The 15,262-nt window shown below is 58.0% G+C and carries 11 protein-coding genes; 5 read left to right on the forward strand and 6 right to left on the reverse strand.

Going from position 1 to position 15,262, the window contains the following annotated elements:
* Nucleotides 1-33: 33 nt before the first annotated feature.
* Complete coding sequence (locus tag AB3N39_RS09600) at nucleotides 34-705, reverse strand: MgtC family protein (RefSeq protein WP_133294317.1); 672 nt, start codon at nucleotides 703-705, stop codon at nucleotides 34-36.
* 455 nt (nucleotides 706-1,160) lie between these two features.
* Here AB3N39_RS09600 and AB3N39_RS09605 point away from each other — a divergent pair, with 455 nt between their 5' ends.
* The gene (locus AB3N39_RS09605) at nucleotides 1,161-2,369 is read left to right on the forward strand and encodes an MFS transporter (RefSeq protein ID WP_367897250.1); all 1,209 of its coding nucleotides are present in this window, start codon (nucleotides 1,161-1,163) and stop codon (nucleotides 2,367-2,369) included.
* Nucleotides 2,370-2,388: 19 nt separating this feature from the next.
* On the opposite strand, the gene AB3N39_RS09610 is transcribed toward AB3N39_RS09605, so the two are convergent.
* Nucleotides 2,389-3,378 (reverse strand): 2-hydroxyacid dehydrogenase, encoded by a 990-nt coding sequence (locus AB3N39_RS09610; RefSeq protein ID WP_127730659.1) that lies wholly within the window; start codon nucleotides 3,376-3,378, stop codon nucleotides 2,389-2,391.
* A 210-nt stretch (nucleotides 3,379-3,588) separates the two neighbouring features.
* On the opposite strand from AB3N39_RS09610, the gene AB3N39_RS09615 reads away from it, so the two are divergent.
* The 3 genes from AB3N39_RS09615 to AB3N39_RS09625 are packed head-to-tail and all read left to right on the forward strand — an operon-like array spanning nucleotide 3,589 to nucleotide 6,741.
* Nucleotides 3,589-6,228, forward strand: a complete 2,640-nt coding sequence (locus AB3N39_RS09615) for a YdbH family protein (RefSeq protein ID WP_248173947.1) — start codon at nucleotides 3,589-3,591, stop codon at nucleotides 6,226-6,228.
* On the forward strand, nucleotides 6,225-6,416 hold the full coding sequence (locus AB3N39_RS09620; RefSeq protein WP_014169918.1) for a YnbE family lipoprotein: 192 nt from the start codon (nucleotides 6,225-6,227) through the stop codon (nucleotides 6,414-6,416). The genes AB3N39_RS09615 and AB3N39_RS09620 overlap by 4 nt, the downstream gene beginning before the upstream one ends.
* A 7-nt stretch (nucleotides 6,417-6,423) precedes the next feature.
* Nucleotides 6,424-6,741: a YdbL family protein gene (locus AB3N39_RS09625; protein ID WP_127730663.1), complete on the forward strand. Its 318-nt coding sequence runs from the start codon at nucleotides 6,424-6,426 to the stop codon at nucleotides 6,739-6,741.
* On the opposite strand, the gene feaR is transcribed toward AB3N39_RS09625, so the two are convergent.
* A complete protein-coding gene (feaR, locus tag AB3N39_RS09630; RefSeq protein WP_248174107.1) occupies nucleotides 6,742-7,650 on the reverse strand; it encodes a transcriptional regulator FeaR in 909 nt (302 codons plus the stop codon).
* Between the two features lie 241 nt (nucleotides 7,651-7,891).
* Here feaR and AB3N39_RS09635 point away from each other — a divergent pair, with 241 nt between their 5' ends.
* Nucleotides 7,892-9,391, forward strand: coding sequence for an aldehyde dehydrogenase family protein (locus AB3N39_RS09635; protein WP_302234873.1), 1,500 nt, complete (start codon nucleotides 7,892-7,894; stop codon nucleotides 9,389-9,391).
* A 39-nt stretch (nucleotides 9,392-9,430) separates the two neighbouring features.
* Here the strand turns inward: AB3N39_RS09635 and AB3N39_RS09640 are convergent, their stop codons facing one another.
* The 3 genes from AB3N39_RS09640 to paaZ form a co-directional block, all read right to left on the reverse strand.
* A complete protein-coding gene (locus tag AB3N39_RS09640; protein ID WP_115874951.1) occupies nucleotides 9,431-10,537 on the reverse strand; it encodes a GGDEF domain-containing protein in 1,107 nt (368 codons plus the stop codon).
* A gap of 118 nt (nucleotides 10,538-10,655) precedes the next feature.
* On the reverse strand, nucleotides 10,656-12,929 hold the full coding sequence (gene tynA, locus AB3N39_RS09645) for a primary-amine oxidase (protein ID WP_136194792.1): 2,274 nt from the start codon (nucleotides 12,927-12,929) through the stop codon (nucleotides 10,656-10,658).
* 223 nt (nucleotides 12,930-13,152) lie between these two features.
* Nucleotides 13,153-15,192, reverse strand: coding sequence for a phenylacetic acid degradation bifunctional protein PaaZ (gene paaZ / locus AB3N39_RS09650; protein WP_367897251.1), 2,040 nt, complete (start codon nucleotides 15,190-15,192; stop codon nucleotides 13,153-13,155).
* Nucleotides 15,193-15,262: the final 70 nt, after the last annotated feature.

The following is a 15,262-nucleotide window of genomic DNA, read 5'->3' on the forward strand; positions in this document are numbered from 1 at the left end:
CTGAAAAACCGGGCTTCTCGCCCGGTTGAGTATTTACATTGCGTGACAGCTAACGGACGCAATAATTTTATTCCCGCCCATATTGCCCATAATCAGTTCGAGTAATTTTCGGTATTCCTCACGGGTAATCACCTCAGCCCGAATTTCGGTTTTTCCCTCAGCCTGCGCCGTGGCGGAATAAATCGCTTTCAGACTTAACGTCAACTCTTTCGCCATATTTACGACGCTTTGCCGCACCGCATCTTCATGCTCGTCAGCACAGGTGATTTTCAGAACATAGCTTTTTTCGCCTTCATGGAGCACGGGCAGCTGATTAATCCGCTGCGCGGCTTCGCGAAGCAATATGTTGGCGCAGAGAATAATTAAGCTGGCCATAGCGGCATTCCAGAACTGGCCTAAACCACATAGCACGCCAATTCCGGCCGAGCACCACAGCGTGGCGGCGGTGTTCAGACCACGAATATTCATTCCTTCACGCATAATGACGCCTGCGCCAAGAAAGCCTATTCCGGAGACGATTTGTGCTGCGATGCGCCCCGGACTATCAGGAGAGGTGGATACCGAGCTTAAGATGAACACTGCCGCGCCCGTGGCAACCAGTGCATTGGTACGAAGTCCGGCCATACGCTGGCGCCACTGTCTTTCCGCGCCAATAATTGCGCCCAGCAGCATCGCTGCGAGCAGATGAGAGATATAAGGGAGCATCAGCCTGTCGCCTGTAAACGTTAATAAATAATAAGCGTCAGTGCTTTGCTAAGCACATCATAACGCCGTTTAAATGCTAAACGTGTCAGGACGACGGTGGCGGAAAGAGTGAATGTGTAAACATGAACATGCGATGCCCCACAAATTGAGTGGTTTTACTATTTCGGGATACAATCGCTTAAAGAGGATTGCTGCCCACCCTTTCAGGTAAGCAGCGAGAAAATTGCGCTAGCTTACCTTCGTATCGACGATAAAATGACTTTCCAACGAAGGTCTCCTGTGAAAATTTATTGCCAGTATAGTCAGGCGAAATAATGAGTAAAGCGAAAAAACAGCCTCCGTTATGAATTGTTTAAGTTCGAAAGGCATATTTTTAAGACGTCATCTGATTTTCAAAAATACCCGGTATACTACATTTCCTTTTTTTCAGGCGATAACAGACAAAGGCAGGAAGTATGTCTCTTCGTTCGCTGCGGGCATTATGCCTGACAAGTTTTTTCATCGCGGATGTCCGCGATGGCCTCGGTCCTTTTCTCGGTATTTTTCTGACCGAACGCCACTGGACCCCTGATGATATCGGCATCCTGATGACGGCCGGTGGTCTGGCGGGATTACTGGCCACGCTGCCGGCGGGATTCATCACCGACACCTCACGCAGCAAGCGGAGCGTGCTGGCGCTGGTGTGCCTGCTCATCACCCTTAGCACGCTCCTGCTCTGGTTTAGCCAGCAGAGCGGCGTTGTCGCCGTGTCGCAAATCGTCACCGGTATCTGTGCGGCGTTTGTCGGGCCGCTGATCGCCGGGATTACGCTGGGTCTGACCGGCCAGAGCGGGTTCAGCGCGCAGATGGGTAGAAACGAAGCGTTCAATCACGGCGGCAACTTTGTTACCGCACTGATTGCAGGCGGCATTGCCTGGTACTGGGGAGTCGGCGGGATTTTTCTGCTGATGACCTGTACCACGCTGTTAACGCTCTGCGCGCTGCTTGCCATTCGCAACCGGGATATTGATAACGACGCGGCGAGAGGACTGTCCTCTTCGGAGAGCCTGCCGGTTCCCGGCTTTGCCGTGCTGATTAAAAACCGGGCGCTGTTTGTGACAGGCCTGACGCTGCTGCTGTTTCATCTGGCGAACGCCGCGCTGCTGCCGATGCTGAGCATGAGGGTGGCCGCGGCACCCGCATCGATCAACCCCGGTTTGTACGCGGCGGGCACCGTTATCATCTCTCAGGCCGTGATGATCCCCGTCGCCATCTGGGTCGCCCACCGAATAGACCGCTACGGCTACTGGCGCTTGATTATGCTGGCGCTGCTGGTGATGCCGGTGCGCGCCGCGCTGGCGGCGTCTACGGACGCGCCGCTCATGATGATCCCGGTACAAATTCTTGACGGGCTGGCCGCAGGGATCCTGGGCGTCGCGGTACCGTCGTTTATCGTGGTGCTGTTGCGCGGGAGCGGGCACGTCAATGCCGGGCAGAGTGTGGTGATGCTGATGCAGGGGATTGGGGCATCCATGAGCCCGGCGTTAACCGGCACGATTGCAGGTCATTACTCATTTGCCACGGCATTCAGTGTCCTGAGCGCGCTTGCGCTGGTGGCCGTCCTGCTCTGGTGGCGCGTTGCGCACCGGAGCTGGGAAACGGACAGTACGCCGGGTGGGCCATAGCCGCCACCCGGCGTCACGCTTACGCCAGTTCGTTAGGGCACGCTTCGCCCTTTTCCAGCTGCTGCAGGTTACCCAGCGTGGTTTCCGAAATGCTGATCAGCGCTTCGGCAGTCAGAAACGCCTGGTGTCCGGTAAACAGCACGTTATGGCAGGCTGACAGGCGGCGGAACACGTCGTCCTGGATGACGTCATTAGACTTGTCTTCAAAGAACAGATCGCGTTCGTTCTCATATACGTCCATCCCCAGCGCGCCAATTTTCTGGGTCTTCAGCGCTTCGATAGCGGCCTGAGAATCAACCAGCCCGCCGCGGCTGGTGTTGATGATCATCACGCCATCCTTCATCTGGTCAAATGCCGCCTGGTTAAGCAGGTGGTAGTTCTCCGGCGTCAGCGGGCAGTGCAGGGAGATCACGTCGGACTGCGAGAACAGCGTCGGCAGGTCGACATATTCCACGCCCAGATCCAGCGCTGCGGCGCTCGGGTACGGATCGAACGCCAGCAGACGCATGCCAAAGCCTTTCAGAATGCGCAGGGCAGCCACGCCAATTTTACCGGTGCCGATCACGCCGGCGGTTTTGCCGTACATGGTAAAGCCGGTCAGTCCTTCCAGCGAGAAGTTAGCGTCACGGGTACGCTGATAAGCGCGGTGAATACGACGGTTAAGCGACATCATCATGCCAATCGCATGTTCAGCCACCGCTTCCGGGGAGTACGCCGGAACGCGCACCACCTTCAGACCCAGCTCTTTCGCCGCATCGAGATCCACGTTGTTAAAGCCCGCACAGCGCAGGGCGATGTACTTCACCCCTTGTCTTTTCAACTCTTCCAGCACCGGGCGACTGCCGTCATCGTTTACGAAAATGCAGACGCCTTCACAGCCGTGCGCCGTTTTGGCGGTTTTTTCGGACAGCAGAAAGTCGAAAAATTCAAGCTCAAACCCGTAAGCCTCGTTAACATGTTGCAGATACTTTTTGTCGTACTGCTTTGTGCTATATACCGCGAGTTTCATAAGACTTTCTCCAGTGATTTTGCATTCACGTTAGCATGATTAAAATTATCTTACAATTTCTAAAATATTATTGAATTCAATAAGTTCTATCAATTATTCTAGAGCATCTATCCTTAAAAATGGCATTCCCTTCAACTGACTGGCTAAACATGCGACAATGATCGGCACTGCCGGCTTAATTCTTTCGCTAAATCAGGATATTAACTGCCCATGAAGGGTAAATACAAAGCCGCTCTTGCGCTTTTACTGCTGTTCATACTGTTGCCGCTGACGCTGCTGATGACGCTCGCCCAGTGGGTCCCGACGCTCGCCGGGATCTGGCTGCCCGTGGGGACGCGCATCGCGTTCGAAGAGAGCCCGAAACTAACCCGCCACGCGCTGGTGATCCCCAATCTTCGCTATCTGGTTGAAGACTGCGAAATTGCCCGCATCGATAACGTGACGCTGTCACATCCGAGCCGCTGGAAGCTGGATATCGGCGCGCTGGATTTAAATTCCGTCTGTCTGAGCAAAATTCCTCAGTCAGCGCCTTCAACGGTCGCCCCGAAAACGCTCGCGCAATGGCAGGCAGTATTACCCAATACCTGGCTCACGATTCACCGTCTGACGCTCTCTCCCTGGCAGCAGTGGCAGGGCGAGCTGCGTGCGTCGCTGACCCCGTCCAGTCAGGAGATCGCCTATAAAGGCGAGCAGGTCAGCATTAAAGGCACGCTTCGCGGTCAGACGCTCTCGGTCAGCCAGTTCGATGTACAGCTCCCGGACCAGCCGCAGCCGATTAAGCTGGTGGGCGAATTTACCCTGCCGCTGGTACCGGATGGCGTACCGGTGAAAGGCCACGCGGTCGCGACCTTTAACGTGCCACAGTTGACGTCTCTGGTCGATGCCGATCTGGACTGGGAAGACAATCAGGGACAGCTGGTGGTGATGGAGCGGGACAATCCCGATCCGCTGCTCGACCTGCCGTGGCAGATCACGGCGGAACAGCTGAACATCAGCGACGGGCGCTGGAACTGGGATCTCTCGGGTATGCCGCTGAGCGGGCGGGTGTCCCTTCGCGCCGACAACTGGCAGCAGGGGCTGGATAAAACCACCCTGACCGGACGGCTGAATGTGCTTACCCACGGTGATGCGGGGAAAGGCAACGCGGTACTGAAGATCGGGCCAGGCAGGCTCAGCATGGAAAACAGCGACATGCCTCTGCACCTGAGCGGCGAGGCAAAGCAAAACGATCTCATTCTTTACGCTAAATTGCCCGCAACGCTGACCGGCAGCCTGTATGAACCGCAGCTGGCCTTTGAGCCGGGCGCGCTGCTCCGCTCGCGCGGGCGCATCATTGACTCACTTGATATCGATGAAATCCGCTGGCCGCTGGCGGGCGTGAAGCTCACCCAGAAGGGCGTGGATGGCCGTTTACAGGCGATTCTGCGCGCCCATGAAAACGAGATGGGCGATTTTGAACTCCACCTGGACGGTCAGGCCAGCGACTTCTTACCCGATAACGGCCTGTGGCAGTGGCGCTACTGGGGGAAAGGCGGTTTTACGCCGATGCATGCCCGCTGGGATGTCGCCGGGAAAGGCGAATGGCGCGACAACCTTATTGAGCTGACGGCGCTCTCCACCGGTTTTGACAAGCTCCAGTACGGCACGATGGAGGTCAGCAAGCCTCGCCTGGTGCTGGAACAACCGGTGCGATGGTTGCGTGACCCCGAAAAACCGACCTTCAGCGGCGCGCTGTCGCTTAACGCCGGGCAAACCCGTTTCTCCGGCGGCAGCGTGTTGCCGCCATCGGTCCTGACCTTTAGCGTCGACGGCAGCGACCCGACTATTTTTCAGTTTAAGGGCGACCTCCACGCGGACAAAATCGGTCCGGTACAGGTAAACGGGCGCTGGGATGGCGTGCGCCTTCGCGGGCAGGCCTGGTGGCCGAAACAGTCTCTCACCGTATTCCAGCCGCTGATCCCGCCGGACTGGAAAATGACGCTGCGCGACGGGGAACTGTATGCGCAGGTCGCCTTCTCGGCGGCGGCCGATCAGGGTTTTGAAGCGGGCGGGCACGGCGTGCTGAAATCCGGCAGCGCCTGGATGCCGGATAACCAGATTAACGGCGTCGATTTTGTGCTGCCGTTCCGCTTCAGCGACGGAACCTGGTCTCTGGGCACGCGCGGTCCGGTGACGCTGCGCATCGGTGAAGTGGTAAACCTGGTGACCGCACGAAACATTACTGCCGATCTACAGGGGGACTATCCCTGGACGGAGGACAATCCGCTGCTGCTCACCAACGTGAAGGTGGAAACCCTCGGCGGGAAGATCACCATGCAGCAGCTGCGGATGCCGCAGCACGATCCGGCCCTGCTGCGGGTGGACAATATCTCTTCGAGCGAGCTGATTAGCGCCGTTAATCCGAAACAGTTTGCCATGTCGGGGCCAGTCAGCGGGGCGCTGCCGTTCTGGCTGGACAATGAAAAATGGATCATTAAAGATGGCTGGCTGACCAACCCGGGCCCAATGACGCTTCGCATCGACAAAGATACGGCCGACGCCATCGTTAAAGATAATATGGTTGCGGGTGCCGCGATTAACTGGCTCCGCTATATGGAAATTTCGCGTTCGTGGACGAGAATCAATTTAGATAATCTGGGTGAATTAACCATGCAGGCGACCATCAAGGGGAACAGCCGGGTGGATGGCAAAAGCAGCTCCGTCAACCTGAACTATACCCATGACGAGAATGTCTTTACCCTCTGGCGTAGCCTGCGCTTTGGGGACAACCTGCAAACCTGGTTTGAGCAACATGCGGCGATACCTGCTCCCCGCAGTTTGACCGGCAAGGAAAGTGAGGAACAACAATGAAAAAGATGGCTGGTGTGCTCACCGTTGCCGTTGCCGCGCTACTGACCGGCTGTACGCCGCGTATTGAAGTCGCTGCGCCAAAGGAGCCGATTACCATCAATATGAATGTCAAAATCGAACATGAGATCCACATTAAGGTCGATAAAGACGTCGAAACCCTGCTTAAATCGCGCAGCGATCTGTTCTGAGGACGCCATGAAACGAGTAGCACTGATTTTACTGGCGCTGGGGATGAACGTGCAGGCGGCTGCGCTCACCCTGAACGATGCCCGGGCGCAGGGGCGCGTGGGGGAAACCCTCAGCGGTTATCTTGCCCCGATTCAGCAGGACGCCGAAACGCTGGCGCTGGTCAATCGCATCAACGCGGCGCGCACGGAAAGCTACCAGAAGCTGGCTGACAGCAATAATTTGCCGGTCGATGAAGTGGCCAAAATGGCTGGGCAAAAACTGGTTGCCCGCGCGCAGCCGGGCGAGTACGTGAAGGGTATTAACGGAAAATGGCTCAGAAAGTAGCTAGCGGTAGCGCCTGCGGTATTCACCCGGCGAAATGCCAAAACGCTGCTTAAACGCCGTTGAAAAATGGCTATGGTCGGTAAACCCCCAGCTGTAGCCAATGCCCGCCAGCTTTTCATCATCCCCGGCCGAGCGCAGCACCTGCGCGCAGAGATCCAGACGACGGTTTTTAATGTACTGCGCGACCACCAGCCCCTTTTCGGCAAACATGCGGTAGAGGCTGCGCACGGACATACCGCTCTCGGCGGCAATCCATTCAGGACGCAGCGATTCAGACTGAATATGGTCGTCAATCAGCGCCACCACATGCTGGAACTGGCGCTCCTTGCGCGGCTGAATGATTTCACGCTGCTGGAAAGCGGGGCGCAGCAGGCAGATCATCGCTTCGAGCGCCGCTTCGCTTTCACGATCGCTCAGGTCGGCATTGCTCATACTCTCCATCAACAGGCGATGGCTCAGCTGTACCGTGGGTAAGGTGCGGGAAAGGGCGGTCGCGCAGCTTATCTCCTGGAAACGACACTGCTGCTCAATAATCTGACGCGGAACCAGGAGCGAAATCTGGCGGGATTTTTCCTGCCAGTTGATTGAACAGGGACGCGACGCGTCAATCAGCGTGATATCACCGGTTTTGAGCAGCGCGCGACGGTCATCCTGCTCAATTTCTGCACTCCCTTCGAGCTGGAACACGGTATAGAACCAGGCATCGTTACTCTGTTTGATCTCCTGACGGGAGCGGAACAGGTTAACGCCACCCGCGGTCACGGTACTGAGCTTCAGGCTGCGCGCATAGCTGGTCTCCAGCTCGCCGTAGAATTTACCCCCGGTGGGCTGCGCGTTAAAACGCCCGCAAACCTGGTTAATTTGCGCCAGCCAATGCTGATACTGTTCCTGCTCGCTTGCACACGCCATCGTTTCTCTCACTGCACCGTCAACGTTTTCGCATTGTTGCATTTGTGTTGCATTTTGTCAGAGCTATGAGGCTGACTATAGGAAAGAACACTCACCGGTAACAGCGATATAAGCGGCAATTATCGCGATTTGCGGAGCCTGTCACAGGTGGCAAAGCGAATGTCACAGAGACAAAAGCGAGAATGCAAAACCCCTCTTAGACTGGATGAACACCCTGCGAAGAATAACGAAGGAGTATCCTATGTCTGAATCACAGGTGGCTATTCAGCCTGCCGTGCAGCAGTTTTTAGACCGACATCATGGCCTGTGGATTGAAGGGCGTCAGGCCGCGTCGGACAGTGAAAAGCGGCTGAACGTCTACAACCCGGCTACGGGCGAGGTGATTGCCTCGACTGCCGATGCCAGCGTCGATGACGTTGATCGTGCCGTCATGTCCGGCTGGCGCGCCTTTGTGGCCCGCACCTGGGCCGGAAAACTCCCGGCGGAGCGCGAGCGGATCCTGCTCCATTTCGCCGATCTGGTGGAACAGCACAGCGAGGAGCTGGCCCAGCTTGAAACGCTGGAGCAGGGCAAATCCATCAACATTTCCCGTATGTTTGAAGTCGGCTGCACCCTGAACTGGATGCGCTATACCGCCGGGCTGACCACCAAAATTTCGGGTAAAACTCTCGATCTTTCTATCCCGCTGCCGCAGGGCGCCCGCTATCAGGCGTGGACGCGTAAAGAGCCGGTTGGCGTGGTGGCCGGGATTGTGCCCTGGAACTTCCCGCTGATGATCGGCATGTGGAAAGTGATGCCAGCGCTGGCAGCTGGCTGCTCTATCGTCATTAAGCCGTCTGAAACCACGCCGCTGACCATGCTGCGCGTGGCAGAACTGGCCAGTGAAGCGGGCATCCCGGATGGGGTGTTCAACGTGGTGACCGGGAGCGGCGCGGTGTGTGGCGCGGCGCTGACCTCGCATCCGCATATCGCGAAGGTGAGCTTCACCGGCTCAACGGCGACGGGTAAGCAAATTGCCCGCGCGGCGGCGGACACGCTAACCGGCGTGACCCTGGAGCTGGGCGGGAAAAACCCGGCAATTGTGCTCAAGGATGCGGACCCCGCGTGGGTGATCGAAGGCCTGATGACCGGCAGCTTCCTGAACCAGGGGCAGGTGTGCGCGGCGAGCTCGCGCATCTACATTGAGGCGCCGCTGTTTGACACGCTGGTCAGCGGGTTTGAACAGGCGGTGAAATCCCTGAGCGTCGGGCCAGGCATGTCGCCGGAAGCGTTTATTAACCCGCTGGTGTCGCGCGCGCATTGCGACAAGGTGCAGACCTTCCTCGATGAGGCGAAGTCGCGCCACGCGGAGCTGATCGTCGGTAACCGGGGGCCGGAAGGCAAAGGCTATTACGTTTCACCTACGCTGGTGGTGAACCCGGATGCCTCGCTGCGCCTGACCCGCGAAGAGGTGTTTGGCCCGGTGGTCAACCTTGTGCGCGTCGCCGACGGGGAAGAGGCGCTCCAGCTGGCAAACGACACCGAATATGGCCTGACGGCCAGCGTCTGGACGCAGAATATCAGCAAGGCGCTGGAGTATACCGACCGGCTGCAGGCGGGCACCGTCTGGGTGAACAGCCATACGCTGATCGACGCCAACCTGCCGTTCGGCGGCATGAAGCAGTCCGGTACCGGACGCGATTTTGGCCCGGACTGGCTGGACGGCTGGTGTGAAACCAAGTCGGTGTGCGTGCGGTATTAAAAAGCAAGCCGGGTAAGCGCAGCGCCACCCGGCTTTTATCTACAGCGACCACCGATCCCGCCCGGCCTCTTTCGCCCGATACAGCGCCGCATCGGCGCGGGCGATGATCTCGGTGCCCGCTAACCCCTCGGCCATGCTCGCGATCCCCATGCTCACGGTGACATGGTCGCTGACCGTCGAGGCGCCGTGCGGTATGGCTTCCGTACGCAGGCCGTCCTGAATACGTAGGGCAACCTTTTCCGCGATGTTCTCCGGGCAATTAAACAGAATCACCAGAAACTCTTCGCCGCCGTAGCGTGACACCACATCGTCAGGCGTGCGCACGGACTGCTTCAGCACGCGCGCCACGCGCGTCAGACAGTCGTCGCCCGCCTGGTGCCCGTAGGTATCGTTGTAGCGCTTGAAGTAGTCGATATCCAGCATGATCACCGAGAAGGTTTTTTTCTGCTCAACCGCGTTCTCCAGCACCACCTCCATTTTCCGGCGATTGGCGGTTTTGGTTAACGGGTCCTGATGCGCCAGCGCGTCCAGCCGCGAAATAAGCAGCTGATTTTGCTGGTTACGTCGCCAGGCTTCGTCAAACCAGCTCAGCAGAATGAAACGCCCGCAGATCAGGATCAGCGTAAACACGCTCCAGATAACAACGAAGTGTAGGTTGAGGCCATCGTTTCGTATCCAGCTTGCTATCGGCAGGGTGATCCAGAGCGGGAGCACAAAGGCGAGCAGCCCTTCAGGGTAGAAATAGAGCGCCGTCAAACCGGCGAGTAACAGAATAACGCACAGCGGCCAGACGTGCGGGAGCAGCAGCTGGGTGATAAACCAGAAGCAGGAGACCGACCAGATGGCGCTACAGATAAACAACACCACGCTGATACCGGCGATACGCCGCCAGGCCATGAGGATCAGCGCGGCCGAGAGGATGATAATACCGAGCATGGAGGCATCAACCATTCTCGTCAGCTGGGGCGAGTGGGGATAAAGGGGATCGCTGGGCTTAAGCAGAACGTGTCGCAGCAGAATCATCACCGCAAAGCTGATATTGACGAAGGCCAGCCACGGCAGGTTCATCGCCAGCCCGTGCATGACCATGGCATGGCGCGTTGGCCAGGTCGCCCGTTCCAGCGACGGTTTTTTTCTTTTTTCCATAAAGCCCTTTCCCGTCCGGGGGATAAATCATGTCGATGAGATATCTGTAACTATAAGCAAGCCAGGACGATCCTCAAACGCCAGGGCAAAAAAAACCGGGCTATTGCCCGGCGGGTGGTTATTTTTCGTCTTTTTTCTTCCCGAGCGTTGGCGTCTCGTCGAAGAAGTTCCACGGCTTAAGCAGGGTATGCACCCATTCCGTTGGCATGATCGGCCACTCTTCCGCGCGCGCCACGTGGGTGGTGCCGGTGGTCATCCAGACCACGTCATCCTGATCGTTCAGCGACTCGTTATCCTTGCTGTACTGCCCAAGGCCCGTGTCGTGGATGGAGCGGTTCGGGAATTTCCCTTCCGGGTAGAGCTCATCCGGATGGTAACGGGTCACCCACAACTGTTTGTCCATAAAGCTCAGGCGATGGTAAATCCACTCGTCCGGTGCAAATTTCGCGCCGGTTGCCACCGGGTGCGTCCCCCCCGCGTAAGGGATAATCTGGTACGAGACCGGGTTGCCCATGCGGTTCTCTTTACTTGTGTTGCTCAGCAGTCGAATCGTGCCCGGGTCGAACTTCTGCGCCGCCTGCTGCTCGGTATCAATATCGTACTGATTAATCTGCATGGTGCTGGTGCGCGGGCCCCCGGCGGTATTCGGCTTCACTTCCGGATCCATCGCCACCAGCTTGTTGTTGATGCCGTCCACGTCCATATCAAGACGGAAGTTGTAGATGTGCTGGTGCGTGGTGCCTACGATGTTGTGGTCGATCAGCGTGCCGTATTTTGTATCGTCTTTGGCGGTGGCATCGTGCATGGTTTTTGCCTGCACGCCTTTCACCGCTTCGATACCCGTCGCGCCGGCGTCAATGCCGATGGTGCCATTTTCATGGAACACCCAGTCGAAGATGTAATCGTAATTGCCCACGGTACTCACCCAGCGCACCACCAGTTCGCGGCGCTCGGTGCTTACGTTAGGCTGGCCCATCTCCTGATGCTTATATTCCGGCCCCGCGTAGCGTTCGAAAATCGCAATCGCGCGCGGGATCTCCATCGGCGAGCCGGTATAGTCCGGGATAGTTTCGTTGAGCATCACCGCGTTGGACGGCACGTCTTTACCGCGCACCAGAGGGGAGGTCAAGGTACCCATGCCGTAGTCGCCGGAATCAAGATAGGCCTTGAAGTACCAGCCCACGTCCGGATCGCCGTAAGGAACAATCATGCCGCCGAGCGACCCCTGATACATAATCTGGCGCTTTTTGCCGTTGTCGCTATACGTGACGGTTGAAATCATCGGGCCGACGCGGGAGTCCAGGCTCAGGTGGAAATCCCAGTTCTGCCAGTGCACCATATCGCCGGTAATGGTGTAGTTCTTGCCTTCCGGTTCAATGATGTCGAGCGGTTTTTTAGGCGTCTCTATACGGTCGCGGCCATCGTAGGGGCGCGGCGTCATCGGGACCGGAACAACGGCGCCTTCTTCTATTTTCTGGATTTTTTTCTGCTCCAGATCCACCACGGCCACCAGGTTCTCAATCGGGTGCGCCCAGTAGTTGCCGTCGCCGACGTCGAGATAGCTCACCACTTTCAGCAGGCGATCTTCCTGCTTCAGGCCGTCTTTACCGTCGAAATAGCCGACGGTCAGCGGCGTGGTAATCACTTTTTTCGGGTCCGTAATACCGTGCTTTTTCAGCACCTCGGCAAACTCCGTGCTCTCGTTGATGATCTGCTGTACCGCGGTGAAATCATCCAGCAGGACCATGCCGTGCGCGTCTTTCACCGGCTCCCAGCGCAGGATTTTTTTATCCTTCAGATCCACCAGGCTTTCGATAACGTGCTTCCCATCGAGCATCACAATCTTTGCCTGACGCGGGGCATCCACCGCCGTACCGTTAAGCACAAAGTCCCACACTTTGGCTTTCTCTGGCTCAGCAAGGGCAATTTGGGTAAAGCGGGTATTCGGTTTAAAATCCGCTGAGGCTTTGACAATCTCAACGGCCTGCTTAATTTCGTCCGCCGTCAGCGCGTTTAGCGGGTGAGGGCGTTTTTCAACCTGGAAGGTCTGGTCAAGGCCGGACTGGAAAACATCGTTGATGAAGCTGTCAGAGATAAAGGCTTTTTTGCCTTTCATCACCACCGGCACCTCGAGCTTGAGGGTTTTCCCGTTGACGATGGCGGTTTTAGCGCCCGGTTTGACCTTCACAAAGGCGCCGTCTTTCGCAATGGTGAACATCTGTGCGTAATCATCCCACTGAACGTCCGCACCGAAGTCCTGCAGCGTTTTGTCCATCGGGACCATATGCGCCTCACTGCCGTGGGCGAAAACAGGGGATTGCCAGGCGCAACACAGCGCAACGGCCATAGCCAGCGCCGTTCTACGGGCAGAAAAAGAAGAATTGCTTCCCATCGTAGACCTCATTTTGTTGTGTTTGTTGTGTTTGTTGTGTTTATTGTGTTGTGACAGCCTTATCCTGACAGGCCCCTGAGAAAAGCGTTTGCCTGCATCTGCCAGATTATTTGCCAGTCTTGCCAGGTTAAAAAAAGAGCGGGGCGATGTCACACCCCGGCTGGTCGTCGTAGGCCGGGTAAGCATCGCGCCACCCGGCAGGAAAGGCGGTGAAGGGAAGGTGTCAGAAATCCCCCTGCTGGCGCGCCACCAGCGTCAGGATGGAGTAGAGCGCCACGGCCTGCTGGTGCTGGTTGAAGATCTCAACCGCCCATTCCACCACGCCGGTTGGTTTTTCCTCGGCGGTACGCTGTTTCTTCAGCGTTTTACGCTTGCAGGTCAGACGCACCTGAATGGTATCGCCCGGTTTAACCGGCTCGATAAAGCGCAGGTTTTCCATGCCGTAGTTGGCAATGACTGGCCCGACGCCCGCATCAACGAACAGTCCCGCCGCGGCGGAGATCAGGAAGTAGCCGTGCACCACGCGCTCGCCAAAGATCGACTCTGCCGCGCCGATCTTGTCCATATGGGCGTAGAAGTGGTCGCCGCTCAGGCAGGCAAAATTCACGATGTCCGCTTCCGTCAGGGTGCGGCGCGGCGTCAGCAGGCTGTCGCCCGGCTGTAGCTCCTCAAAGTATTTGCGGAACGGATGCACGCGATCTTCCTGCACCGCTGCGCCACGCACCCACTGCTTGCCGATGGCGGCCAGCATGGTCGGACTGCCCTGAATCGCGGTGCGCTGCAGGTAGTGCTTCACCGCGCGCAGGCCGCCCAGCTCCTCGCCACCGCCCGCACGTCCGGGACCGCCGTGCACAAGCTGCGGGAGCGGGGAACCGTGGCCGGTGGATTCTTTCGAGGCTTCCTCGTTGAGGATCTGAATACGCCCGTGGGCGCGCGCCGCACCGGCAATAAACTGGCGGGCAATGTCCAGGTCTGCGGTAACCAGCGTGCCCGCCAGGCTGCCGCCGCCCGCGCGGGCAAGCTGTATTGCGTGCTGTGCGTTGCGATACGGCATCAGGGTCGCGACCGGCCCGAAAGCCTCCGTTGCGTGGACGGCAGGGGTTTCATCCGGCTGCGGGCAGAACAGCAGGGTCGGCGGGAAGAACGCGCCCGCGGCCTGCAAATCCGCTTTGCCGCCCAGGCGGACCTGGCAGCCTGCGGCGATCAGGTGATCCACTTTCTCCTGCACGTCCGCACGCTGTTCGGCGTTGACCAGCGCGCCCATCTTTACCCCTTCCTGCGCCGGGTCGCCCACCACCACCTTTTCCAGGCGGGCAACCAGCGCCTGGCTCACGGCGTCAATCTGGCTCTGCGGGACGATAATGCGGCGAATGGCCGTACATTTCTGCCCGGCTTTGGCGGTCATCTCGCGCACCACTTCCCGGATGAACAGGGCGAACTCCGGCTGCTCCGGCGTGACGTCTTCCCCCAGCACGCAGCAGTTCAGTGAGTCGGCTTCCATCGTGAACGGAATGGCATTCGCCACAATATTCGGGTGCACGCGCAGGCTTTGCCCGGTGCTGGCGGAGCCGGTAAAGGTCACTACGTCCTGGCTGTCGAGCTGATCGAGCAGATCCCCCGCGCCGCCGCAGATCAGGCTGATAGCGCCGTCCGGCACCAGCCCGCTGTCGACGATGGATTTCACCATCGCCTGCGTCACCTGCGCGGTGGCGGTGGCGGGTTTGATGATGGCGGGCATGCCGGCAAGCCAGGTCGGGGCCAGCTTTTCCAGCATCCCCCAGCAGGGGAAGTTAAAGGCGTTGATGTGCACCGCCACGCCGGACTTCGAGGTCAGGACGTGACGCGCGGCAAAGCCGCCTTCTTTTGACAGCGGGATCGGTTCGTCTTCCGGCCACACGGTGTCATCCGGCAGCTCGCGGCTGCCCAGGCTTGCGTAAGTGAAGAGGGTGCCGATCCCGCCTTCGATATCGACCCAGCTGTCTGATTTTGTCGCCCCGGTCTGGGCGGACAGGGCATAAAACGTCTCTTTCTCGCTAAGCAGGTGCTTTGCCACCGCCTTCAGCATGGCCGCGCGTTCGATAAAGGTCATCGCGTGAAGCGCTTCGCCGCCGCGCTCAATCGCATAGCGACGGGCGGCCGCCATATCCAGCCCTTCGCTGGTCACGCTCCACAGCGCTTCGCCACTGATGGCGTGATGAATAGTGCGTTCGCGGCCCCGGCCAGACTGCCAGGAACCGGATAAGAAGCTGGCTAACTGCTGCATCGCTTATCTCCAAATGTTACGTAATTTACTCATTAATAGTTTAATCATGAATCATAAAAATCAAGCGGCG

The organism is Enterobacter vonholyi (genome assembly GCF_040834095.1).
GTDB classification, from domain to species: domain Bacteria; phylum Pseudomonadota; class Gammaproteobacteria; order Enterobacterales; family Enterobacteriaceae; genus Enterobacter; species Enterobacter vonholyi.